The sequence below is a fragment of the Bacteroides ndongoniae genome (genome assembly GCF_900108345.1).
Classification (GTDB): domain Bacteria; phylum Bacteroidota; class Bacteroidia; order Bacteroidales; family Bacteroidaceae; genus Bacteroides; species Bacteroides ndongoniae.
The window spans coordinates 859,620-881,083 of sequence record NZ_FNVV01000014.1 but is presented as its reverse complement, the minus strand read 5'-3'; the positions used below and the strand labels follow the sequence as shown (position 1 = coordinate 881,083).

Genomic DNA, 21,464 nt, shown 5'->3' with positions numbered 1-21,464 from the left:
CTTCTTTTTCTTTTCTCTAATAACACTGCAAAGATACAAATTGTTCGCAAGGTATATGTTGTAGAACATAAAAATAATGCTTGTATATTCTATTTTCTTTTGAAGAAACCCTGTTTTGCTATCCGGATATTACAAATATATTGTATATCTTTGCCCGTCTTATATAAAAAGCAATGAAAAAGCTGATAAAACTTCTGCAAACTCCTTATCCGGCGCTGTGCAAACGTTGGAAAACGGTAGTGGTGCCTTCGCTGATCGTCTTTCTGATTATTTATCTGTTGCAGCCGTTCGGCATTTCGCGGATGGAGACCGGCAAGCTGTCTGTGCTGCTGGGCTATGCCGTGGTGTCTTCCGCAGCACTGGGCATCATGGTCTATCTGTTGCCCTGGCTGTTTCCCGCCTATCACAAGGAACAGAACTGGACAGTGGGCAAGGAGTTGCTCCACACGCTGATTGTCTGTCTGCTGATAGGGTTGTTCAACTGGCTGTATACGGCGTGGGTGTTCGGCTTGTCGCCCGATTGGCGTTTGCTGGGTATCAGTATGGTTTGGGTACTGTTGTTGGCGCCTTTCCCCATTGTTTTCTTTATTATGTGGAACCGTAACTTAGTGCTGGCGCGTAATCTGAGGGAGGCTACCGAGCTGAATGCCTGTCTGAAGCATCCGGGACGGGCAGCTGTCGTGGCCGAAAAGAGGGGTACCGCCGCCGGGAGTTCGCACCTGGTTTTTGCCGGAACTACTAAGGAAGTTCTCGAAATGGAGGCGGCCGACTTCCTGTTTGCCGAAGCCGAAGGCAACTACGTGAAGATTACTTGTCGCCCTGCAGGGCAGCACAATGTTCCGGAGAGTGGGAGCGTAGAGAGAGAAGTGCGGAAGACGTTGCGCATCACCATGAAGCAGATGGAGCAGGCAGTGGAAGGCTGTCCCTTCATCGTGCGTTGCCATCGGGCTTTTCTGGTCAACATCGGCAAGGTGACCGATGTGTCGGGCAATTCGCAGGGATACCGCTTGCGCCTGGAGGGTTGCCGGGACGAAGTGCCGGTCTCGCGGGCGTATGCAAAGCAGGTTAAGACAATGATAGAGAAGGTGATGAACGCTTAGTCGTTCGTCACAGAGGCAGGCCGTTCGTCACACGAGGCCGTCTGCCGGTCACATATCCGGGCTATCTGTCCCGGATATTTTTGTGCCTTGTTTTCTTCGTCTATGTTTGCTGTCGGAATCAAACAAAAACGATGAAGACAATGAGGAGAAAAGCAATTCTATGGATGGGATATTTCCTTGCTTTTGCGTGCGTAGCTGTTGCCCGTGCGCAGACGACCACGACCGATACGATACGCCTGCAACTATTTACGGACAGTGTGGACTTGGGCGAAGTGGTGGTCAGAGGTCACAGGACTCCGGCCGCCAACAGTCGTTGGAGCGATTTGCAACCCGTCGGACTGGCAACCGTGGGCGGTGCGAACGGCGACCTGTACAAGGCCTTGCAGACATTGCCGGGGACGCAGGTCGAGGGCGAAAGCGGGCGTTTATTGGTGCGCGGAGGCAGCAGTTACGAGACACAGACGTACATCGACGGCATGCACGTGCTCAATCCTTATACCTCGGTCAGTTTGAACACTCCGGCGCGCAGCCGTTATTCTACCTTTATGTTCAGTGGGGTCAATCTGGCTTCGGGCGGTGCGCCGTTGGAGTATGGTGAGGCCTTGTCGGCCGTGCTGCCGCTTGAGACGAAAGACCACAGTCCCGTCACCAAGTTGGGAGTGAATGCTTCGGTGGTAGGAGCAGGGGGTGGAGGTACGCGTGCTTTCGCGAAAGGGTCGGTTTCGGTCGACCTTAACTATCAGAATCTGAGCCTTTACGACCGTATCTTCAGCGGACGGCGCGACTTCGAGAAGCCTTACCGGATGTATTCGGCCGCCTCGCAGGCACGCTATACGCCCGACGACCGCACGGTGCTGAAAGTCTATGCCCAGTACGACCGCACCGACTTCTCCCTGTACGAGGGAGACGAGTGGCGACTGTTTGCCTTGGGCGAGGATAATGTTTACTTCAACTCGACGTTTCGCCGCCGGGCAACCGACGGCTGGGAGTGGTTTGGCGGAGTGGCTTATTCGCACTATTCGCGACAGATAGGCGGAGCAGCCGTGGCAGGCGACCGCTGGCAGGAGCAACAGCAGGAGTGGCACCTGAAGGCAAAGGCCGGAAAACGTTTTTCGCCGACTTTCCGCATGGAGGCGGGCATGGAAGGATTCTTCCGGCACTACGAGGATGCTTACGCCTTCGCTTCGGCCGGTGTGGACAGCCGCAACCGCATCAGCCCCACTATAGGGGCGGGCTTCCTTTCGGCCGTTTACTATCCGTGGGAGTCGCTCAAAGCGGAGCTTTCCTGCCGGACGGAATATGTGTCGGCTGGCCGTACGTGGAACTTTTCGCCCCGTGTGGCACTGAATTACTATCGCGACCGCTGGATGTTTTCGGCTACGGCGGGCCGCTACACGCAGTTGCCCGAGAATGCCTGGCTGGTACAGCAGTCCCGTCCGGCCTCGGAGGTCTGTGTACAATACAACGTGGGTGCCCGGTACGATTGTAATGGCCGCCTGCTGAAAGCCGAATGTTACTACAAGGACTATAGCCGGCTGGCGCTTGCCGAGACCGACGGGGCAGGTGTCCGTCAGGTTACTTCGCACGGTTACGGCTACAGCAAGGGGTTCGACCTCTTCTTCTTCGACGACGTGTCGTTGCACAATTTCGAGTATTATCTTTCCTATACCTATAATATATCCCGCAGGAAGTATCGGGAGTATGCCGAACTGACGACGCCCCAATACGCCACCCGCCACAATGCGTCGCTCACACTGAAGTACTCCGTGCCACGCCTGCGCACCATTATCGGTGTGACCAACCGCTTCAGCAGCGGTCGTCCGTACCACAATGCGCAGCTGCCCGGCCTGATGAACGACGAAGTGAAGCCCTACAACAGCCTGGACTTGGGGCTGACGTTCCTCCCGAGTAAGAAAGTCATCGTCCACGCCTCGGCCACGAACATCCTGGGACGCCGCAACGAGTTCGGTCGGGTGGACGGGCAGCCCGTATGGGCGTCGGACGATCATTTCTTCTATGTCGGCATTTTCATCACCTTGGGCAAGAAGGCGGCTTACGACGTCTCCAACTTCTGAGGCGGGGGCAGCCCGGCTGTATGAGTCATATTATTCACTTTATATTATTCACATCACTATTTACACAGCTTATGAAAACATGGTTTATTTCCCTTGGATGCCTCCTGCTGGCCGAAGCATTTGCCGGCACGTCGGGCACACCGAATCTGACAATCGAAGTACGCGGCATCGAGCGGCCGGAGGGTTCCCTCTTCGTAGCCGTTTACGCGTCGGAAGAGACTTTTCTGAAGAAACCTTTGACCGGGTTTCGGGTCGAAGCAAAAGACAGCACCGTCCGCATTCCCTGTCAGGGACTTCCCGCAGGAAGTTACGCCATTTCCGTCTTTCACGATGCCAACGGAAACGGTCGGCTGGACACAGGCACTTACGGCATCCCGCTGGAGAAGTATGGCTTCAGCAACGATGCCGAAGGCGTGATGGGACCGCCGGCCTATAAGGATTGCCGCTTCGAGTTGAAGGCCGACACCACCTTGGTGCTGACGTTGAAGTGACGTTCCGCCGGTGCCGGAAGCAGTGCACGCCCGTTGCACTGTCGCTGCAAAGCGGTTTGCAGTGATGCTGCAACGCCTTTGCAGTGATGCTGCAACCTGTTTGCAGTGGCTGTGCAGCCAGCGTGCACTGTCCGACAGGCTTGGAGTTCTGTCCGAAGATGCCAGCCTTTTCCGTGATAAAAAGCAGTCTGCCGATTCGGAAACGGAAGGGGAGGGATGCGGTTCGGCAATAAAAAATAAGCAGGCTTCTTTTTGTATTGCGCTCATCATTCAGTATCTTTGTCCGAGTAACCAACATAAATTTAATCTTATGCGAACTCGTTTTCTTCCCCTTTACTTCTTATTGCTGTCGTGCTTGCTTGCAGCGTGCGGCAATTCCCATTTTATCAAAGATGCCGAATACCGTGCCAAGGTAGAACAAGACCTGGAACTGAAAAAGAAACAGATGCCGCAGGGCGACCTGTTTGCCGTGCTCGACACCGACCTTGACACGTACGAGCGCGAGGCACTGGAGTTTCTTTATGCCTACATGCCCCTGGCCGACATTACCGATTATCCGGGCGAATTCCACTTGATGAACGTACGTGCATCGCGTCAGGCAGCCGACGAAATGCCCTGGGGCGGCGATATTCCCGAAGAACTGTTCCGTCACTTTGTGCTTCCGGCGCGGGTGAACAACGAGCATCTGGACAGTGCACGTGTCGTATTCTATAAGGAACTGAAAGACCGCGTGAAGCAACTTTCGCTGCACGACGCCATCCTCGAAGTGAACCACTGGTGTCACGAGAAGGCCGTCTATCAGCCAAGCGATGCCCGCACCAGTTCGCCTATGGCTACTGTCCGTACGGCTTATGGCCGTTGCGGCGAAGAGTCTACCTTGCTGGTGGCCGCTTTGCGTTCGGTAGGCATACCGGCGCGTCAGGTCTATACGCCCCGTTGGGCGCACACCGACGACAATCATGCCTGGGTGGAGGCCTGGGCCGACGGCAAGTGGCACTTCTTGGGAGCCTGCGAGCCCGAGCCCGTACTCGACTTGGGATGGTTCAACGCCCCAGCCAGCCGGGGAATGCTGATGCACACCAAGGTGTTCGGACGCTACGAAGGCCCCGAAGAAGTAATGTCCGTGACCAATTGCTATACGGAAATCAATGTGATAGACAATTACGCCCCGACAGCCCGTGCCGTGGTGCAGGTAGTAGACGCCGGAGGCAAGTCTGTGCCCGATGCCATTGTCGAGTTCAAACTCTATAACTATGCCGAATTCTATACCGTAGCCCGCAAGCAGACCGATGCCGAAGGCAAGGCCTCGCTGACTGCCGGCAAGGGCGATATGCTGGTGTGGGCATCGAAAGGCGGAAAGACAGGCTTTGCCAAACTTTCTTTCGGCAAGGACAGCGAGCTGCAAGTGAAGCTTGATAAAGAGCCGGGTGCCGCGTTTGCCGTCGATCTGGACATCGTGCCTCCTGCCGAGAATGCCAACCTGCCCGAAGTAACGCCCGAGCAACGCGCCGAGAACGACCGCCGTCTGGCACACGAAGACTCTATCCGCAATGCCTATACCGCCACCTTCATGACCGACGAGAAGGCGCGTGAGTTTGCCCGTCTGTATCGTTTGGACGAGGACGCTGCTGCCCGCATCCTGGTGGCTTCGCGTGGCAATCATGCCGTCATCACCAACTTTATGGCCCGTCTGCGCTCCGAGAAGTCGAAGGTGGGTGGTTTCGACCTGCTGCAACGCATTTCGGAGAAAGACCTGCGCGATGTTACCCTCGACGTATTGCTGGACCACATGTTGTCGCGTCTTTGCCCCAATGCCGACCTTTTCCGCCGCTATGTGCGCAATCCGCGTGTCAGCAACGAGGCACTGACGCCTTATAAAGCCTTCTTCAAGCAAGTGGTTTCCGAGGAAGAGTGCAAAGCTTACGTGGCCGAACCGATGAAACTTGTCGCTTGGGTGTCGGAAAACATCCGTGTGGACAAGAACTGTAATCTGGGTGCTTCGCCCATATCTCCGGCCGGTGTATGGAAAGCCCGTCTGGCCGATCCGCACAGTCGCGACATCTTCTTCGTATCGATGGCACGCAGCATGGGTATCCCCGCACGCATTCACGAAGTGACGGGTAAGGTTCAATTGCTGAACGACAACGGAGCCATTGATGTAGATTTCGAGAAAACAACTTCGGAAGTAGAAGAAGGAAAGAGTGGTAAACTGGTGGCAACTTATACTCCTATTAAGTTGTTGGACAATCCTAAATATTATTCGCACTTCACTTTGTCGAAACTTACCCCCGAAGGTATGCTGCAGTTGCTGACCTACGAAGAAGGCAATGCCAACAATGCGGAAGGCACCACCTGGGCCGGCTTGCTGAAGAACGGTACTTCGCTGGATGCCGGCAGCTATGTGTTGGTCACCGGAACCCGTCTGGCCAGTGGCGCTGTCCTTGCGCGGATGGTTTCATTCAGCATCGAACCGGGACAGACAACCCGCATCGATCTTGTGATGCGCGAAAGTCAGGATGAAGTACAGGTGATAGGCAACTTCAACTCCGAATCGCTCTTTACCCGTTGGGATGGCAAGGCAACGGACGAACAGCAAAGCCTGTTGCAGGCTTGCGGACGCGGCTACTTCGTAGTGGGTGTATTAGGTGTCAACCAGGAACCTACGAATCATGCTTTGCGCGACATAGCTGCCTTGAAAGCCGACCTGGAGAAGTGGGGACGCAAGATGGTGTTGCTGTTCCCCGACGAGAAGCAGGCTTCCAAGTTCACGCCTTCTTCTTTCCCGGCTCTTCCTTCGACGGTGATCTATGGTATCGACACCGACGGTATAGCCGAACAGATAGCCGAGAACATGAAGCTGAGGCGGTCAGGCAATTTGCCTGTCTTCATCATCGCCGATACGTTCAACCGTGTAGTCTTCGTCTCGCAGGGATATACCATCGGTCTTGGTGAGCAATTGATGAAGACCATAAAGGGGATTGAATAAGAAATGGATGAGTAGAAAAGAAGATAAGTCTGTCATTGGCAAAGCGACGTTTTGTTTGCTATTTTGACCGACCGATGATAAGTCAATCTGTCCTGTTAAGCAGAGAGCCTTAAAGAGGCTTTGCACGTAGAAATTGAGAGATTTCGGTTGCAAGATATTCTGCTTAGGGGGACAGATTGTTTGTTTTTTTATTATTTTTGCTGGCGCATTGAGGTGACATTAGATGCAATGATCGATAAAAAAGTTCTATTAATCAGAGTATTAACAAGTCGTATGTATACAGTTATCAAACGCATGGAGGTATCGGCTGCACACAGTCTGAGCCTTTCTTATCGTAGCAAATGCGAGAATTTGCATGGTCACAATTGGATTATCACAGTGTATTGCCGTTCGAAGGAGCTGAATGCCGATGGGATGGTAGTCGACTTCAGCCACATCAAGCAGGTGGTGAAAGAGAAACTCGATCACCGCAATCTGAACGAAGTACTTCCTTTTAATCCTACAGCCGAAAACATAGCCCGTTGGGTATGTGAGCAGATACCCACCTGTTTTAAAGTTGAAGTGCAGGAGTCTGAGTCAAACATGGCTGTCTATGAGAAAGATTAACGAGATATTCTATAGCCTGCAAGGCGAAGGATTTCACACGGGTACGCCTGCGGTATTTGTACGTTTTTCGGGCTGCAACCTGAAGTGCTCTTTTTGCGATACGCAGCACGAAAGCGGAGTGATGATGTCCGACGACGACATCGTGGCCGAAGTCAGCCGATATCCTTCTACGATGGTGATTTTGACGGGTGGCGAACCTTCGCTGTGGATCGACGAGGCGTTTGTCGACCGTTTGCACGAGGCAGGAAAATACGTTTGCATCGAAACCAACGGTACCCGTCCTCTTCCAGCGAACATCGACTGGGTGACCTGTTCGCCCAAGCAGGGTGGAGAGTTGAGGCTGACGCGTATGGACGAAGTAAAGGTGGTGTACGAAGGGCAGGACTTGGCCTGTTACGAGCAGCTGCCTGCCAGACATTTCTTCCTTCAGCCTTGTTCGTGTCTGAACACGGCCGAGACGGTGGCTTGCGTCTTGGAGCATCCGCGTTGGAGGCTTAGCTTGCAGACGCATAAGCTGATCAATATTCAATAAATGATTAACAATACATTATAATCTGATGAACCCATGAAGGTAGGTTTGTTTATTCCATGTTATATCAACGCCATCTATCCGCAAGTGGGAGTGGCGTCTTACAAACTGCTGAAAAGCCTGGGTGTGGACGTCGATTATCCGCTCGACCAGACTTGTTGCGGCCAGCCGATGGCCAATGCGGGTTTCGAGGACAAAGCCTCGGAAATGGCCCGTCGATTCGAGGATTTGTTCAAGGCTTACGACTACATTGTCGGCCCTTCGGCTAGTTGTGTGGCCTTTGTGAAACTGAATCATCCCGGCATCTTAAAGCACGAAGGGCATCAGTGTCAAAGTGCAGGGAAAATATACGACCTGTGTGAGTTTGTACACGATGTACTGAAGCCTTCTTCGCTGAAAGCCAGCTTCCCCCACAAAGTGAGTATTCACAACAGCTGCCACGGCGTGCGCGAGTTGAATCTTTCATCGCCCAGCGAGCGCAACATTCCTTATTACAACAAACTCCGCGACCTGCTGTCGATGGTGCAGGGGATCGAAGTCTTCGAACCAGCTCATCCCGACGAGTGCTGCGGTTTTGGAGGTATGTTTGCCGTCGAAGAGCAGGCGGTATCCGTCTGCATGGCTCAGGATAAAATCAGACATCACATGGAGACGGGAGCCGAATATATCACCGGTGCCGACAGCTCTTGCCTGATGCACATGCAGGGTGTCATCGATCGTGAGCATCTGCCCGTGAAAACCATTCATATTGTCGAAATATTAGCTTCACAACTATGAGTACCAAGCATTCAAAAGCCGCCGAGAAGTTCCTTCAGAATAAGGATATGGTGGCATGGCACAACGAAACCCTCTGGATGGTGCGTGCCAAACGAGATAAGATAAGCCGTGAACTGCCCGAATGGGAGGACTTGCGCGAGAAGGCCTGCCAGCTGAAACTATACTCCAACAGCCACCTGGACGAGTTGTTGGTAGAGTTTGAAAAGAATGCAACAGCCAACGGCGCCATTGTGCATTGGGCTAAAGATGCCGAAGAATATCGTCAGATTATCTACGACCTGCTCAGCAGCCACGGTGTGAAGCGCTTTGTAAAGAGTAAGTCCATGCTTTCCGAAGAGTGCGAACTCGATCCCTTCCTGATATCGAAAGGTATCGACACTGTAGAGACCGACTTGGGCGAGCGCATTTTGCAACTGATGCACCTGCCGCCCAGCCATGTAGTGTTGCCCGCTATCCACATCAAGCGGCAGCAGGTGGGCGAGCTCTTCGAAAAAGAGATGGGGGCCGAGAAAGGCAACTACGATCCTACTTATCTGACGCACGTAGCCCGCAAGAATCTGCGTAATATCTTTCTGAATGCGGATGCAGCCATGACAGGGGCTAACTTCGCAGTAGCCTCGACGGGCGATGTGGTGGTGTGCACCAACGAAGGCAATGCCGACATGGGCATGTCCTGTCCTAAGCTGAACATATCGGCTTTCGGGCTCGAAAAGATTGTGCCCGACATGGATGCGTTGGGTGTTTTCACTCGTTTGCTGGCACGTTCGGGCACCGGACAACCCAGCACTACCTATACTTCACATTTCCGCTCGCCGCGTCAGGGAGGCGAGTACCACATCATCATCGTGGACAACGGGCGGACAGAAATGTTGGCCAACACCGACCACATCCGTCTGCTGAACTGCATCCGATGCGGAGCGTGCATGAACACCTGCCCCGTTTACCGCCGCAGCGGGGGATACTCTTACACCTACTTCATCCCCGGCCCCATCGGTATCAATCTGGGCATGGCTCACGACCCGCAGAAGTACTACGACAACCTGTCGGCCTGTTCGCTTTGCCTGTCCTGCTCCAACGTTTGCCCGGCCAAGGTTGACCTGGGCGAGCAGATATACAAATGGCGTCAGGGTTTGAAAGCCATCGGCAAGGCCAGCACCGAGAAACAATATATGTCGGAAGGTATGGAATTCCTGATGGAGCGTCCGCACCTGTTTAATGCTGCTTTGTGGGCAGCTCCGATGGTGAATGCCTTGCCTCGGTTTATGAAGTACAACGGACTGAACGACTGGGGAAAGGGACGTGAATTGCCCAAGTTTGCTTCCGAGTCGTTTAACGAAATGTGGAAGAAGAATAAAGTTCAAGGAAAGGAGGAGAAATAACCATGAGCAGCCGTGATGAAATTTTAAACAAGATACGCCTCAACACCCGCCAGCGTTTCGATTATCCCCAGTGGGCGGTGAAGGCAACGACTTATGCAGACAAGATCAGTCAGTTTTGCGATGTCAGCCGTCAGGTGGGAGGCAATGCCGTTTTGTGGCAAGAGGGTGACACCCTCGACTCGCTGATTCGTACTTACTTCCCCGAGGCGCGGAGCATTGCTTCGAACCTGCCCGAAGTTACATGTGCTACGCTCAATCCTGACGATTTGGAGCGTGCGCAGGAGCTGAACGGCATTGATCTGGCTGTTGTTCCAGGCGAGATAGGAGTGGCCGAAAACGGCGCTGTGTGGATACCTCAGGCCGTGAAGCATAAGCTGCTCTATTTCATAGCCGAGGCCTTGCTCATCGTTGTCGACCGCAACCGCCTTGTCAATAACATGCACGAAGCCTATGCTGCTCTGAAGTCGGAGGCTTATCCTTATGGGGTTTTCATTTCGGGTCCTTCGAAGACGGCCGATATCGAGCAGGCATTGGTGATGGGGGCCCACGGAGCCCGCAAGGTGCTGGTGGTGCTGAAGTAATGCTGCACACACAAGGGGCTTAGAAGCAAGAAAACGAGAACGGAAACAGAAAGAAAAACTATTTCAGCGTCTTGTACGACAGGATGTGGCAGCTGATGCCCGCGGCCAACGCCAGCAGCAACAGCTTCAGCCATACTTGCGGAAGCAGAAAGACTACGCAATAGAGGATGGTGAGCCACGTCAGGCCTACGGAGACGATTTTGGCATGAAGCGGTATGGCTTTATGTTCGCGGAAGTTGCGGATGTAAGGGCCCAGCCGCTTTTGTCGTAGCAGCCAGTCGTACAGGCGTGGCGAGCCGCGGAAGTAGAGAGCTGCCGTCAGTAGCAGAAAGGGGGTGGTGGGCAGTATCGGCAGGAAGATGCCGGCTACTCCCAGCCCGAGCGACAGGCTTCCGAGGATGATGTAGAGGGTTTTCATGACGCGCCAAATGCTGCTTATCTGATACAAAAAAAGGAAGCTGTAACTCATTTCAGTTTCAACTTCCTTCGGTTGGCACGGGAAGAGAGGCTCGAACTCCCGACACTCGGTTTTGGAGACCGATGCTCTACCAACTGAGCTATTCCCGTGTTTGCGGCTGCAAAGGTAATGGAAAGTTTTGAATATGCAAGCACTTCGACAAATAAAAGTTTGTCAAAGCATCTGCAAGTCCTGATACATAAGGCGATAGACGGCCGCTTTTTTTTCCAGCGCCAGCGGATAGGCTCGCGAGGATGAGGGCATCCGATACAGACGCATGGGGCGTCCGTCGAAGACGAACTCGCCGAAGTCGCCTACCCTGGGGGCTTCGATGCCGAACAGTGTACAGAGGGTATCGGTAGCTTTTTCGCCTGTGGTGACGACGGCGCGGCACACTGGCAGACGGCGGAGCAGAGCAGAAACGTCGGTGGGCTGCACTACTTCGAGGTACTTGTCCGACGCATTGTCTTGCAGGCGGCGTACGGCGGTTGCGGTGTCGAACAGGGCAATCCCCTTCTGGCGCAGGAAGCTGACGAGGCGTTCGCGGTCGAAGCGTTTCTGTTGCTTATCTACGAAGTGCTCCTTATCGCCGAAGAAGATGAGGCCTGTGATTCGCCACATATCGTTGTTCCAGTTGGGGTAATAGAACTCCATCGACCACCGCTTACGTTGCGGCGGAAAGCTTCCCAGCATCAGCACTTGGGCGTTTTCGGGCAGGAAAGGTTCCAGGGGATGTTGCTCTATGTTCATTGGCCTTTTGTTTAGTCAACTCATTTCTCAGTCTCTTCCTTCTTCTTTCCAGCTTCTTTCTTGGCCAGCATCACGATGTTGTAGACGTATTCTGTCATCCATTGTTCGGAGTAGCCCAGGCGTTCTTTGTATTGGCGTACGGATGCGGCTGTCTTGTGCACGTCGTCTTTCTTCCACACGGTTTTGGTGCATACTTCGTGTACGGTCTTCTCGGTCATGGTGCGCAGGGCTCCTTTGAAGATGGAGGGCATGCGGAATTTCCATTGCATCAGGTTGCCCATCAGCATCATCAGGTCGTTCGAAAATCCCTGATACATAAAGAGGTAGGACTGTACGTCGTTCTGCGTACGGCAGTGCTTCTTGACGGATGAGTCGATTTCCTTGAAGAAGTTTTCGCTCAGGCCGTAGTCTTGCATCAGCATCTTCTTCGAAGCTGTTTTTTCGGCTTGTCCCAGCCGTCCGCCCTGGGTAGGGATCTTGAACAGGCGCTTAAAGTTGGCCACGTCGGGCACAAAGCGTATGTTGGTGATGCCCAGGTTGGCAGCGATGACCGACTGAAAATATACGCGGGTCAGCGACACGAAGTCTTCTACGTTTTTTGAAGAATTCTCTTCAGTATTTTTTTTGAATAAGTTGGTAAATATTCCCATATCGTTTGATGAATAGTATTGAAATTGTGCTACAAAAGTACGAAATAAGTCGGTTTACACCAATATTGTGCATGGCTTATTTCTTAATTTTTCTTCGGCCAGCATTCCAGATCGTCTTCTATGCCTCCAGCCGGTCGGCAATCAGGGGGGAGGGAGGAGAGAACCTTACCTCAGCTCAGCTTCAGGCGGAAGTGGAACTTGTGCCCTTCGAACACGGTCTCTACAATGCCGTAGCGGATGAACTTGGCCAGCAGATGCTCGGCGGCGTGGCGCGAGAGGCGGGCCATGCGGCAGTAGCGGTTCAGCGACAGAAGCTCGTTCTCGCGCAACAGGTCGAGCAGCAGCTGTTCGCGCTGGGTGTACTCGATGAGTTCGCCTTGCGGATTGCCGCTTTGCTGCCACACGCGCAGGTGTACGGGCGTGGCCAGTATGTTTTCGTCCTTGATGCGCAGATAGGCCAGGTTCTTGCCCGATTCGTCGCGGGCGTAGACGGGTTTCTGCCGGCTTTCTTCTACTTCGACCACGAGGACACTCCGTCCTTCGGCCAGGTAGGTGTGCATGCGATAGTCCACTTGCGGCGAGCAATACAGCTGTGCGGCGGCCTCTATCATATATTGCTCTTCGTCCGAGCGTACGCCGGCTATTTTTCCGTTGTCTTTCACGCCGATCAGCAGCCGTCCGCCGTCGGTGTTGGCAAATGCCGAAAGGGTTTTGGCTATCTTGCGCGCATCGGATATTTCGAACTTGAAGTCCTGTTGCTGATGTTCGCCTTCGGCTATCAAGGCGTGTATATATTCTGTATCAGTAAACGTTTTCATGGCTGCAAAAGTAGGTGAAAAAAAGCGGATATGCCTGCTTTTTGAACAAAATCAGCTTTTATTTCAAAAAAAAATCTTTTTTTCTGCATTTATTCCAGGAAAGAATGTATTTTTGCCAAACATTATTAACAGAGTAATTTTAAAGGATTATGAAAGAATTAGTTGAAAAGGTTGCTGAATTGTATGCAGCGTTCGAAAAAGATGCGAAGGCACAGATTGAAACTGGTAATAAAGCCGCTGGAACCCGTGCCCGTAAGGCTTCTTTGGAAATCGAAAAAGCAATGAAAGCTTTCCGTAAAGCATCTTTGGAAGCCGCTAAATAAGTATAGCCTTCTGAAGAAGAAAAGAAGACTGCCCCGATTGGTGAGGCAGTCTTTTTTTGTATAGATATGTAAATGTCCGAAGCTGGCGGAAGGGCAGACGGCCGGAATCTTAAAAATAGGCTTTCTGCGCATCAGGATGCAGAGATTTTTGTATTTTTGTCCGGCCGATAGTGAGGGATTCCGGCGAATGATTATGAACGAAAATGTACTGAATAAACTGAAGATACTGGCCGAGTCGGCCAAGTACGACGTCTCCTGTTCGAGCAGCGGAACGGTGCGCTCCAACCGCGCCGGCATGCTGGGCAACACCGTAGGCGGCGTGGGCATCTGCCACAGCTTTGCCGAGGACGGGCGCTGCATCTCCCTGCTGAAGGTGATGCTGACCAACTATTGCATCTACGACTGTGCCTACTGCATCAACCGCCGCAGCAACGATCTGCCGCGCGCCACGCTGTCGGTCAGCGAGTTGGTGGACCTGACCATCGAGTTCTACCGCCGCAATTACATCGAGGGCCTCTTCCTGAGCAGCGGAGTGGTGCGCAATCCCGACTACACGATGGAGCGCCTGGTGCGCGTGGCCAAAGATCTGCGCCTGGTGCACCGCTTCAACGGCTACATCCACCTGAAGAGCATCCCCGGCGCCAGCCGCGAGCTGGTGAACGAAGCCGGCCTCTACGCCGACCGTCTGAGCGTCAACATCGAGATTCCCCGCGAGGAGAACCTGAAGCTGCTGGCGCCCGAGAAAGATCATCAGAGTGTCTTCGCCCCCATGCGATACATCCAGCAGGGTGTGCTCGAAAGCGCCGAGGAGCGCAAGAAGCATCGCCACGCGCCCCGATTTGCCCCCGCCGGACAGAGCACGCAGATGATTGTGGGTGCCACGTCGGAGACCGACCGCGACATCCTCACGCTGTCGTCCGCCCTGTACAGCCGCCCCACGATGCGCCGTGTCTACTATTCGGGCTACGTCTCGGTGAACACCTACGACAAACGCCTGCCCGCCCTGAAACAGCCTCCGCTGGTGCGCGAGAACCGCCTGTATCAGGCCGACTGGCTGTTGCGCTTCTATCAGTTCAAGGTCGACGAGATTGTCGACGACGCCTATCCCGACCTTGACCTCGAAGTCGACCCCAAACTGGCCTGGGCTCTTCGCCATCCCGAGCAGTTCCCCGTCGACGTGAACCGTGCCGACTACGAACTGCTGCTGCGCATCCCCGGCGTGGGTGTGAAGTCTGCCCGCCTCATCGTGGCCTCGCGCCGCTTCTCGCGACTGAGCTTCTACGAGCTGAAGAAGATGGGCGTGGTGATGAAGAAAGCGCAATACTTCCTGACCTGCAACGAACTACCCGCCCGCACCATCCACGAGCTGACCCCGCAAGGCGTCCGCCGACTGCTGGTGACCAAGCCCAAGAAACTGACGGACGAGCGGCAGCTGAGTATAGAGTGGGGGGAGAGCCTCACCCCCTGAAAATGAAGAATTAAGAATGTCGGCTACGCCTCCGAATGAAGAATTGTTTCCACCCGCAGGCGATTCTTCATTTTCAGAAGATTCTTCATTCTTAATTCTTTATTCTTCATCTCAGAAAATTCTTCATTCTTAATTCTTCATTCTTCATTCACATGACCGTCTTCCAGTTCGACAACACCTTTCCCGGCCTTCTGACAGCCGTTTTCGAGGCCTACGCCCGCCGCACCTTCCCCGACGCATTGCAAGGCATGGACGAGCCCCTGCTGCTGTTCTGCGACGAGGTGTTTGCCGTACATACCGACGATACCAAGGCCGACCGTGTGTGGCGCGGTTTGCAGAAGAAGCTGTCGGCATCGGCCATGAACTGCCTGGCGCAGTGCTGGCTGGCCGAGGAGGCGGAGACGCCCATGCTCCTCTTCCGCTACATCCGCAAAGCTGTCGACGCCCCGCGCTCCATCGAGACCAACTTTGCCGACCCCGACGTGCTGGCCTTCACCCGCATGTGGAGGCGAGTCAGCCAGGAGGCCCACCGGCTGATGCAGTTTGTCCGCTTCCAGAAGACGGCCGACGGCACCTACTTTGCCGCCATCGAGCCGCAGAAGAACGCCCTGCCGCTGATTGTGGCCCACTTCCGCGACCGCTTTGCCGACCAGCGCTGGCTGATCTACGACGTGGGCCGCGCCTATGGTTTCTACTACGACCTGACGGACCTTCGCCGCGTCACCTTCGACGAGGAGGACAACCTGCCACACCTTGCCTCCGGCCGCCTGGACGACAGTCTGCTGGACAAGGACGAACGCCTCTTTCAGCAGCTGTGGCAAACTTACTTCAAGGCCATCTGCATCAAGGAGCGCCTCAATCCGCGTAAGCACCGGCAGGACATGCCCGTGCGCTATTGGAAGTATCTGACCGAAAAGCAGCAGTAGTACATGTTGTTGGGGCTGTTTCGTGTCGGCCTCTACCTGCTGATTTCTGATTTTTACTTAACTGTAACTGTAATACTGTAACGCCGACAGGATAAGCCGATTCTGTCCGATTTTGCAAATAAAAATAAACAAATGAGGTGAAATCGTATAAAATTCCCTCCGGCGCGCTGTCTTTCAACGAGTTAGCTTTATTAACACTGAATTGGCGTTTTATTAACAGATTTTCACACGATAGAACAGCCTGTTTTATGGCTCTCCGACCGCTTGTCTGTATCTTTGTTGGGGCAAGGAGGAGGCAAGAGGGCAGATTGGCGGGTGAACAGGTTGGCAAGTTGGCGAAAAGGGGGGCGCCGACGTGCTGCCGACGACGAGAAACGACAGCGGCGACGACGACGGGGAGGGAGAAACGCCCGCAGGCGTTTCAGTCGATCACCCACTCTCGCCGATGAGGCACCGTCTGCCGCGGGTCGTAGTTCATGCCCGCCTGTGTAGGAATCTTCAGCACGTAAGTGCGGCGGCTTTTGTTGGCCAGCGAGCGTTCGCGCAGCCAGGGGTTGGCATCCTTCAGCTGGGCGTAGGTGATGCCCTCGCGGCGGGCAAAGACGGCCAGCGAGTCGATGCCGGTGTCGACGGTCACTTCGCGGTAGGGGATGGGCGGATAGAGGTGTTCGCGTTTCAGCAGGAAGCCGTAGCGCTGCGGTTCGCTGACGACGGCCTTGGCGGCCAACAGGCGGAACATGTAGCGCGAGGTTTCTTCCACCAGCCACAGGTCGACGGCTTGACTGGCCAGCTGCTTCTTCATTTCGGACGAAATGCGACCCTGTCCGGCGTTGTACGAGGCGGCCACGCACAGCCAGTTGCCGAAGCGCTCGTAAGCATCCTTCAGGTAGCGGCAGGCGGCTCGCGTCTCCTTCTCCACGTGGTAGCGCTCGTCGATGTTGGCATTCACCTCCAGCCCGTATTCGCGCCCCGTGGCGGGCATGAATTGCCACAGGCCTGCGGCTCCGGCCGGACTTCGCGCCAGGGTGTTGAGGCTGCTCTCGATGACGGCCAGGTACTTGAAGTCGTCGGGCACGCCGTTCTCCTTCAGGATGGGCTCGATGATGGGAAAGTAGCGGTTGGCGCGCTTGATGGTGAGCATGGTGCTGGAGTGCATGTAGGTGAACGACATCAGTTCGCGATCCATCCGCTCGCGGTGGTCGTAGCGCTTCAGGTCGATGGTTTGTCCGGCAAAGACAATCTGATCGGGCACGCTGGGCGGTGCTACGCAGTAGGGCACTTCGGACTTCACCGAGTCGCGCGTCGGGTCGAACGGGCTTCCCCCCGTCAGCAGGGGCAAGGCGGCACCGATGCACAGGGCGATGCCGGCGGTCAGTATGATGGGTATGGGTTTTTGTTTCATTTTAATGGTAACTGGTTAATTCTTCATTCTTAATTCTTCATTCTTCATTCTTCATTCTTCATTTTTTCTCCCTACCGGCATTCGCTTCCATATCGTCCGTGGAATGAGCCTCCAGAAGAACACCAGCAGCCGATAGCGAACGTCGATGATGGCCACCCGTTTGCGTTGCTCCAGCGCCCTTACGATGTGCTGTGCTACGCGCTCAGGACGCATCAGCATGGGGTAGTTGCCACCTCGCAGCAGGTCGGTCGCTACGAAGCCCGGACGGATGTCGGTGAAGCAGATGCGCAGGTGCTGCATGCGGGCCAGCTGCTCCAGAGCGTCGATGTAGGTGTTCTGAAAGCGTTTGGTGGCCGAGTAAGCCGGTGCGGCTCCCAGCCCCTTGGTGCCTGCGATGGAGCTGATGACGGCGATGTGTCCGCCCTCGCTCGGCAGTCGGCCCTCGGTCTGCTGTTGCCTGAAGTAGTCGAAAGCAGCCGTCGTCATGCGGGTGAAGCCCTCGACGTTGGTGCGCGCCGTGCGTAGTTCGATGTTGGGGTCGAGTGTCGGATTCTGATAGCCGATGCCCGAGCTGAGGAAGAACAGGTCCATGCCGCCCAGCCGGTCGATGAGCGCCCTCAGGCGTTCGGGAGCGTCGTCGCGGGTGACGTCGATGCGTGCCGTTTCCACCTGTTCGGGTGCCGTGCTACGCAGCGCTTGTAAAGCCTCTTCGCGCCGTCCGGCCACGCCGATACGCCATCCCCGCCGAAGCAGCAGGCGAGCCACTTCGAGCCCTATGCCGGATGTGGCTCCGATAATAATAGCTTTCTTCATTGTTTAGTTACGAGTTACAAGCTACGAGCTACAAGCTACAAGCTACGAGCTACGAGTTATGGGTTATGAGTTATGAGTTACGAGTGGTTGTCGCAGGTCGGTTATTCGTTAGAAATTCTTCATTCTTCATTTTTCATTCTTCATTTATCCAACGACCGTCGCCACAATCCGCCTTCCTCCGCCTCGGTTTCGGAACTCGCACAGGTAGATGCCCTGCCAGATGCCCATGTTCAGGTGTCCGTGGCTGATGGGGATGGTGAGCGAGGCTCCCACCAGTGTCGATTTGGCGTGCGCTGGCATGTCGTCGTCGCCCTCGCAGGTATGTTGATAGTAAGGTTCGCGTTCGCGCACCAGGCGGTCGAAAATGGCTGTCATGTCCGTCTGTACGTCGGGGTCGGCATTCTCGTTGATGCTCAGCGCGGCCGATGTGTGCTTGATGAACAGATGCAGCAGCCCCGCTTCGGGCAGGGGCGGCAGATTGCGCACTATTTCGTCGGTCACCAGGTGGAAGCCCCTCCGGTGGGGCGTCAGGGTAAATTCTTTTTGCGTTATCATTTTTTCGGTTCTTCAGAAGTTTGGCGTCCGCCGGCTTTCATCTTCTTCCGTGGGCGGACTTTGTGCAAATATACGCCAAAATTGGCTTTTATCGGGCATATCCTTGCGCTTATCTTTTGCCTTTTGGCGAAAAAAGGCGATATTTGCTGGCCGTTATAAATCTAAAAAGAAATTTATGGAAAAAGTTGTTATCAATTCGTACGAGGATTTTGAAAAATTAGTAGGACAGCGCATCGGCGTGTCCGACTATGTAGAATTGCCGCAGGAGCGCATCAATCTGTTTGCCGACGCTACGCTCGACCATCAGTGGATTCACGTCGACACCGAGCGTGCTAAGGTGGAGAGCCCCTTCCACAGCACCATCGCGCACGGGTATCTCACTCTTTCGATGCTGCCTTACTTGTGGGGCCAGATCATCGAGGTGAACAACCTGAAGATGATGATCAACTATGGCATGGAGAAGATGAAGTTCGGACAGGCTGTTCTTTCGGGTCAGCGCATCCGTCTGGTGGCCGATCTGCAATCGCTGGCCAATCTGCGCGGTGTGGCCAAAGCCGAAATCAAGTTTGCCATCGAGATTGAGGGCGAGAAGAAGAAAGCTCTCGAAGGTGTGGCCGTTTTCTTGTACTACTTCAATTAAGCCTCTCGCTACGGCGTTTTTCGATATTCACCACGGATTATTCAGGGCGTTGCATATTTTTATCTTATTCTATGCAAATCTGTATAATTCGTGGTGATTTATTTTACTATCAGGCGTGCGGCGTCTATTTCGAAAAATACTCCCTCCACAAATGTCGGACAGCCGCTATCGGATGATAGAGCAGCATCCGCGGACCGGCATAGCGCATCACCTCTTTCATCCGCTCCTTCATCTGCGGTTTGTAGCAATGCACAGTGCAGAGGCGGCAGGTGGGCTTCTCCTCGCCAAAAGGACAGTGCGACAGGCGTTTACAAGCATACGCCTCCAGTTCGCGGCAAGCTGCGCACAGGCTTTTGTTCTTCTCCTTCCGCCGGCAGTAAAGGCGTATCATCTGGCGGACGGTCTGCTGTTCTTCTTCGATGCGTGAACTCATATCAGTTACATTTCTTCGTTTTCGTTTTCCTTGTTCTTCCAACTCTCCAGCCAGAAGTCGATTTTCCGACGGAGGTGCATCTGCTTGCCCGTAATGGGGTGGACAAACTCCAGCGATTCGGCATGCAGACAGAGGCGTGAACCCTTGTGCCCATACAGTTCATCGCCCACAATGGGGCAATCTAATCCCAGCGGATGGGCGGCATGCACCCGAAGCTGGTGGGTGCGGCCCGTCAGCGGGTAGAAGGCTATCAGTGTGCGGCCATCTCTGCGGCACAGCACTTCGTAGTCGGTGATGGCTTCTTTGCCATAGATGGTGTGCACCAGTTGCCGCGGACGGTCGTGCGGGTCGGGGCAGAGGGGCAGTGTGATGCGGCCTTTGTCGTTCGGCACGGCTCCTTCGAGCAGGGCGGTGTAGCGTTTTCGTACGCGGTGCTCTTCGAATTGTTTCTGCAAAGCCTCGTGCACCCGTTTCACTTTGCTGACGATGAGCAGGCCCGAGGTGTTCATGTCCAGACGGTGTACCATCATAGGCTCTTCGGCATTGGGGTAGCGCTGGCGCATCAGGCTGTATACCGATACGCAGTTTGGGGTCTTGCCGGGTACGGAGAGCATGCCCGCAGGCTTGTCGACTACCACCAGCCATTTGTCTTCGTAGACGATGGGCAGTGCCTGGGGCATGGTGTGGTAGTTTTCCATCGGATTGTCGTCTACATCCAGACCGACGAGCATATGCGATAGGATAGGCCCGCACTTGCCCTTACAGGCGGGGTAGAAATTGCCCTGCCGACGTATTTCGGTTTTGGGCGACTGGCCCCACCAGAATTCGGCCATAGCTATGGGTTGCCAACCGTTCAGATAGGCTTGCTGAAGCAGTTTGGGGGCAGCACATTCGCCGGCTCCTGCGGGGGGTATTTTTTCGAAATCTTGGATAAATATATCGTGCAGGCTCTTGCGTTCGCCCTTAGCGTTCAGCAGGGTGAATTGGTCGAACAGACGCCGTTGCAGGGCGGCGGAACGCTGGCGGCGCTCCGACCTCAGACAAGCCATCTTTTCCTCTGCTTCGTTGGTCAGACTACGCGAGGCATCGAGCCATGCGGACAAGCGTTTTTCGAGCCGTTTGTATTGGGCCTTCTGAAACTGGCTTTCACGTATCAGGGCGGCTTCTTCGTCGGGAGCGAGGCGACCTTTGGGCGTCAGTGAGGCTTCTTTTCGGCGTTCTTCTCGCCGCAGGCGGGCTTCTCTCATCGCGGTTTTGGCATCGTCGAGCACCTTGTGTACGGCTCTCTCTCTTTGGAGTAGTGTGTTTTTCTGGCGTACGTACTGTTCGTCGGTCTGCATAGCGTCGATGCGTGCGTTGAGCTGCGAGATCTGCTCTTCTTCGATCTTAAAGAAACCGTCGGGCTGAAGCAGGTCGTAGACAGGCGGTACGAAGAAAGGGTGCATGTTTTTACCAGCCAATATGCCCGAGAAAGCCGCCAGATAACCCAACTGGCCGTCGGCAGTGCGCACTACCAGTACGCCAAACATCTTACCAGCGTCGAGCTCCTGCTTCCATTGGGCCTGCTGCTTCAGGTATTCCTGCACTTCGTAGGAAGCTATGAGGCAGAGGGGGTGGGGTGTATAGCAGAAGGGATAAGTGAATTTTGTCGGCAAGGCGATGTGGTCGATGGGAACGTGAAAACGGTGTAGCATATTGTCGGTGA

23 protein-coding genes and 1 tRNA gene are annotated in these 21,464 nt (G+C 54.4%); 14 read left to right on the top strand and 10 right to left on the bottom strand.

Annotated elements, in window-relative coordinates:
• Positions 1 to 173 precede the first annotated feature (173 nt).
• From BQ5591_RS14665 to BQ5591_RS14625, 9 genes are all read left to right on the top strand, one after another.
• Complete coding sequence (locus BQ5591_RS14665) at positions 174 to 1,100, top strand: LytTR family DNA-binding domain-containing protein (protein ID WP_071149912.1); 927 nt, start codon at positions 174 to 176, stop codon at positions 1,098 to 1,100.
• Between the two features lie 140 nt (positions 1,101 to 1,240).
• On the top strand, positions 1,241 to 3,175 hold the full coding sequence (locus tag BQ5591_RS14660) for a TonB-dependent receptor plug domain-containing protein (RefSeq protein ID WP_071150750.1): 1,935 nt from the start codon (positions 1,241 to 1,243) through the stop codon (positions 3,173 to 3,175).
• A 71-nt stretch (positions 3,176 to 3,246) separates the two neighbouring features.
• Positions 3,247 to 3,666: a DUF2141 domain-containing protein gene (locus BQ5591_RS14655; protein ID WP_071149911.1), complete on the top strand. Its 420-nt coding sequence runs from the start codon at positions 3,247 to 3,249 to the stop codon at positions 3,664 to 3,666.
• 310 nt (positions 3,667 to 3,976) lie between these two features.
• Positions 3,977 to 6,652 (top strand): transglutaminase family protein, encoded by a 2,676-nt coding sequence (locus BQ5591_RS14650; RefSeq protein ID WP_071150749.1) that lies wholly within the window; start codon positions 3,977 to 3,979, stop codon positions 6,650 to 6,652.
• A 273-nt stretch (positions 6,653 to 6,925) separates the two neighbouring features.
• On the top strand, positions 6,926 to 7,258 hold the full coding sequence (queD, locus tag BQ5591_RS14645) for a 6-carboxytetrahydropterin synthase QueD (protein ID WP_022162108.1): 333 nt from the start codon (positions 6,926 to 6,928) through the stop codon (positions 7,256 to 7,258).
• Positions 7,245 to 7,790, top strand: a complete 546-nt coding sequence (locus tag BQ5591_RS14640) for a 7-carboxy-7-deazaguanine synthase QueE (protein ID WP_071149910.1) — start codon at positions 7,245 to 7,247, stop codon at positions 7,788 to 7,790. Before queD ends, BQ5591_RS14640 begins: the two co-directional genes overlap by 14 nt.
• A 33-nt stretch (positions 7,791 to 7,823) precedes the next feature.
• Positions 7,824 to 8,564, top strand: a complete 741-nt coding sequence (locus BQ5591_RS14635) for a (Fe-S)-binding protein (protein WP_071149909.1) — start codon at positions 7,824 to 7,826, stop codon at positions 8,562 to 8,564.
• Positions 8,561 to 9,943: a lactate utilization protein B gene (locus BQ5591_RS14630; RefSeq protein WP_071149908.1), complete on the top strand. Its 1,383-nt coding sequence runs from the start codon at positions 8,561 to 8,563 to the stop codon at positions 9,941 to 9,943. The genes BQ5591_RS14635 and BQ5591_RS14630 overlap by 4 nt, the downstream gene beginning before the upstream one ends.
• 2 nt (positions 9,944 to 9,945) lie before the next feature.
• Positions 9,946 to 10,524 (top strand): LutC/YkgG family protein, encoded by a 579-nt coding sequence (locus BQ5591_RS14625; RefSeq protein WP_022162112.1) that lies wholly within the window; start codon positions 9,946 to 9,948, stop codon positions 10,522 to 10,524.
• 58 nt (positions 10,525 to 10,582) lie between these two features.
• Here BQ5591_RS14625 and BQ5591_RS14620 read toward each other — a convergent pair whose 3' ends face one another.
• From BQ5591_RS14620 to BQ5591_RS14600, 5 genes are all read right to left on the bottom strand, one after another.
• The gene (locus tag BQ5591_RS14620) at positions 10,583 to 10,993 is read right to left on the bottom strand and encodes a YbaN family protein (protein WP_083380995.1); all 411 of its coding nucleotides are present in this window, start codon (positions 10,991 to 10,993) and stop codon (positions 10,583 to 10,585) included.
• Positions 10,994 to 11,015: 22 nt separating this feature from the next.
• Positions 11,016 to 11,091, bottom strand: a tRNA-Trp gene (locus BQ5591_RS14615).
• 64 nt (positions 11,092 to 11,155) lie between these two features.
• Positions 11,156 to 11,731, bottom strand: a complete 576-nt coding sequence (locus tag BQ5591_RS14610; protein WP_022162127.1) for a uracil-DNA glycosylase family protein — start codon at positions 11,729 to 11,731, stop codon at positions 11,156 to 11,158.
• A 20-nt stretch (positions 11,732 to 11,751) separates the two neighbouring features.
• The gene (locus BQ5591_RS14605) at positions 11,752 to 12,381 is read right to left on the bottom strand and encodes a hypothetical protein (RefSeq protein ID WP_071149907.1); all 630 of its coding nucleotides are present in this window, start codon (positions 12,379 to 12,381) and stop codon (positions 11,752 to 11,754) included.
• A gap of 170 nt (positions 12,382 to 12,551) precedes the next feature.
• A complete protein-coding gene (locus BQ5591_RS14600; RefSeq protein WP_071149906.1) occupies positions 12,552 to 13,199 on the bottom strand; it encodes an AlbA family DNA-binding domain-containing protein in 648 nt (215 codons plus the stop codon).
• On the opposite strand from BQ5591_RS14600, the gene BQ5591_RS21450 reads away from it, so the two are divergent.
• From BQ5591_RS21450 to BQ5591_RS14585, 4 genes are all read left to right on the top strand, one after another.
• Positions 13,198 to 13,365, top strand: a complete 168-nt coding sequence (locus tag BQ5591_RS21450) for a hypothetical protein (RefSeq protein WP_159434490.1) — start codon at positions 13,198 to 13,200, stop codon at positions 13,363 to 13,365. The genes BQ5591_RS14600 and BQ5591_RS21450 overlap by 2 nt on opposite strands.
• On the top strand, positions 13,349 to 13,522 hold the full coding sequence (locus BQ5591_RS14595; protein WP_022162130.1) for a hypothetical protein: 174 nt from the start codon (positions 13,349 to 13,351) through the stop codon (positions 13,520 to 13,522). The genes BQ5591_RS21450 and BQ5591_RS14595 overlap by 17 nt, the downstream gene beginning before the upstream one ends.
• 193 nt (positions 13,523 to 13,715) lie before the next feature.
• Entirely contained in the window at positions 13,716 to 14,990 is a 1,275-nt protein-coding gene (locus tag BQ5591_RS14590; RefSeq protein WP_071150747.1) for a putative DNA modification/repair radical SAM protein, read from the top strand.
• A 152-nt stretch (positions 14,991 to 15,142) separates the two neighbouring features.
• Positions 15,143 to 15,916, top strand: coding sequence for a TIGR03915 family putative DNA repair protein (locus BQ5591_RS14585; protein ID WP_071149905.1), 774 nt, complete (start codon positions 15,143 to 15,145; stop codon positions 15,914 to 15,916).
• Positions 15,917 to 16,337: 421 nt separating this feature from the next.
• Here BQ5591_RS14585 and BQ5591_RS14580 read toward each other — a convergent pair whose 3' ends face one another.
• From BQ5591_RS14580 to BQ5591_RS14570, 3 genes are all read right to left on the bottom strand, one after another.
• Positions 16,338 to 17,318: a lytic transglycosylase domain-containing protein gene (locus BQ5591_RS14580; protein WP_071149904.1), complete on the bottom strand. Its 981-nt coding sequence runs from the start codon at positions 17,316 to 17,318 to the stop codon at positions 16,338 to 16,340.
• Between the two features lie 51 nt (positions 17,319 to 17,369).
• Positions 17,370 to 18,131 (bottom strand): SDR family NAD(P)-dependent oxidoreductase, encoded by a 762-nt coding sequence (locus BQ5591_RS14575; RefSeq protein WP_071149903.1) that lies wholly within the window; start codon positions 18,129 to 18,131, stop codon positions 17,370 to 17,372.
• Between the two features lie 144 nt (positions 18,132 to 18,275).
• On the bottom strand, positions 18,276 to 18,686 hold the full coding sequence (locus BQ5591_RS14570; protein WP_071149902.1) for a secondary thiamine-phosphate synthase enzyme YjbQ: 411 nt from the start codon (positions 18,684 to 18,686) through the stop codon (positions 18,276 to 18,278).
• A 175-nt stretch (positions 18,687 to 18,861) separates the two neighbouring features.
• Here BQ5591_RS14570 and BQ5591_RS14565 point away from each other — a divergent pair, with 175 nt between their 5' ends.
• Positions 18,862 to 19,326, top strand: a complete 465-nt coding sequence (locus BQ5591_RS14565; RefSeq protein ID WP_022164086.1) for a MaoC family dehydratase — start codon at positions 18,862 to 18,864, stop codon at positions 19,324 to 19,326.
• 124 nt (positions 19,327 to 19,450) lie between these two features.
• Here BQ5591_RS14565 and BQ5591_RS14560 read toward each other — a convergent pair whose 3' ends face one another.
• Positions 19,451 to 19,759 (bottom strand): nitrous oxide-stimulated promoter family protein, encoded by a 309-nt coding sequence (locus BQ5591_RS14560; RefSeq protein ID WP_071149901.1) that lies wholly within the window; start codon positions 19,757 to 19,759, stop codon positions 19,451 to 19,453.
• 5 nt (positions 19,760 to 19,764) lie between these two features.
• Positions 19,765 to 21,453 carry an RluA family pseudouridine synthase gene (locus tag BQ5591_RS14555; RefSeq protein WP_071149900.1) on the bottom strand — a complete coding sequence of 563 codons (1,689 nt, stop codon included), beginning with the start codon at positions 21,451 to 21,453 and terminating at the stop codon, positions 19,765 to 19,767.
• Between the last annotated feature and the right edge of the window lie 11 nt (positions 21,454 to 21,464).

Excerpts from the sequence above, each read along its gene's own strand:
- BQ5591_RS14570 (WP_071149902.1), bottom strand. The coding sequence starts at position 18,686 with ATGATAACGCAAAAAGAATTTACCCTGACGCCCCACCGGAGGGGCTTC.
- BQ5591_RS14590 (WP_071150747.1), top strand. The coding sequence starts at position 13,716 with ATGAACGAAAATGTACTGAATAAACTGAAGATACTGGCCGAGTCGGCC.
- BQ5591_RS14555 (WP_071149900.1), bottom strand. The coding sequence starts at position 21,453 with ATGCTACACCGTTTTCACGTTCCCATCGACCACATCGCCTTGCCGACA.
- BQ5591_RS14575 (WP_071149903.1), bottom strand. The coding sequence starts at position 18,131 with ATGAAGAAAGCTATTATTATCGGAGCCACATCCGGCATAGGGCTCGAA.
- BQ5591_RS14605 (WP_071149907.1), bottom strand. The coding sequence starts at position 12,381 with ATGGGAATATTTACCAACTTATTCAAAAAAAATACTGAAGAGAATTCT.
- queD (WP_022162108.1), top strand. The coding sequence starts at position 6,926 with ATGTATACAGTTATCAAACGCATGGAGGTATCGGCTGCACACAGTCTG.
- BQ5591_RS14665 (WP_071149912.1), top strand. The coding sequence starts at position 174 with ATGAAAAAGCTGATAAAACTTCTGCAAACTCCTTATCCGGCGCTGTGC.
- BQ5591_RS14585 (WP_071149905.1), top strand. The coding sequence starts at position 15,143 with ATGACCGTCTTCCAGTTCGACAACACCTTTCCCGGCCTTCTGACAGCC.
- BQ5591_RS14655 (WP_071149911.1), top strand. The coding sequence starts at position 3,247 with ATGAAAACATGGTTTATTTCCCTTGGATGCCTCCTGCTGGCCGAAGCA.
- BQ5591_RS14600 (WP_071149906.1), bottom strand. The coding sequence starts at position 13,199 with ATGAAAACGTTTACTGATACAGAATATATACACGCCTTGATAGCCGAA.
- BQ5591_RS14635 (WP_071149909.1), top strand. The coding sequence starts at position 7,824 with ATGAAGGTAGGTTTGTTTATTCCATGTTATATCAACGCCATCTATCCG.
- BQ5591_RS14625 (WP_022162112.1), top strand. The coding sequence starts at position 9,946 with ATGAGCAGCCGTGATGAAATTTTAAACAAGATACGCCTCAACACCCGC.
- BQ5591_RS14640 (WP_071149910.1), top strand. The coding sequence starts at position 7,245 with ATGAGAAAGATTAACGAGATATTCTATAGCCTGCAAGGCGAAGGATTT.
- BQ5591_RS21450 (WP_159434490.1), top strand. The coding sequence starts at position 13,198 with ATGGCTGCAAAAGTAGGTGAAAAAAAGCGGATATGCCTGCTTTTTGAA.
- BQ5591_RS14595 (WP_022162130.1), top strand. The coding sequence starts at position 13,349 with ATGAAAGAATTAGTTGAAAAGGTTGCTGAATTGTATGCAGCGTTCGAA.
- BQ5591_RS14650 (WP_071150749.1), top strand. The coding sequence starts at position 3,977 with ATGCGAACTCGTTTTCTTCCCCTTTACTTCTTATTGCTGTCGTGCTTG.
- BQ5591_RS14630 (WP_071149908.1), top strand. The coding sequence starts at position 8,561 with ATGAGTACCAAGCATTCAAAAGCCGCCGAGAAGTTCCTTCAGAATAAG.
- BQ5591_RS14620 (WP_083380995.1), bottom strand. The coding sequence starts at position 10,993 with ATGAGTTACAGCTTCCTTTTTTTGTATCAGATAAGCAGCATTTGGCGC.
- BQ5591_RS14580 (WP_071149904.1), bottom strand. The coding sequence starts at position 17,318 with ATGAAACAAAAACCCATACCCATCATACTGACCGCCGGCATCGCCCTG.
- BQ5591_RS14610 (WP_022162127.1), bottom strand. The coding sequence starts at position 11,731 with ATGAACATAGAGCAACATCCCCTGGAACCTTTCCTGCCCGAAAACGCC.
- BQ5591_RS14560 (WP_071149901.1), bottom strand. The coding sequence starts at position 19,759 with ATGAGTTCACGCATCGAAGAAGAACAGCAGACCGTCCGCCAGATGATA.
- BQ5591_RS14660 (WP_071150750.1), top strand. The coding sequence starts at position 1,241 with ATGAGGAGAAAAGCAATTCTATGGATGGGATATTTCCTTGCTTTTGCG.
- BQ5591_RS14565 (WP_022164086.1), top strand. The coding sequence starts at position 18,862 with ATGGAAAAAGTTGTTATCAATTCGTACGAGGATTTTGAAAAATTAGTA.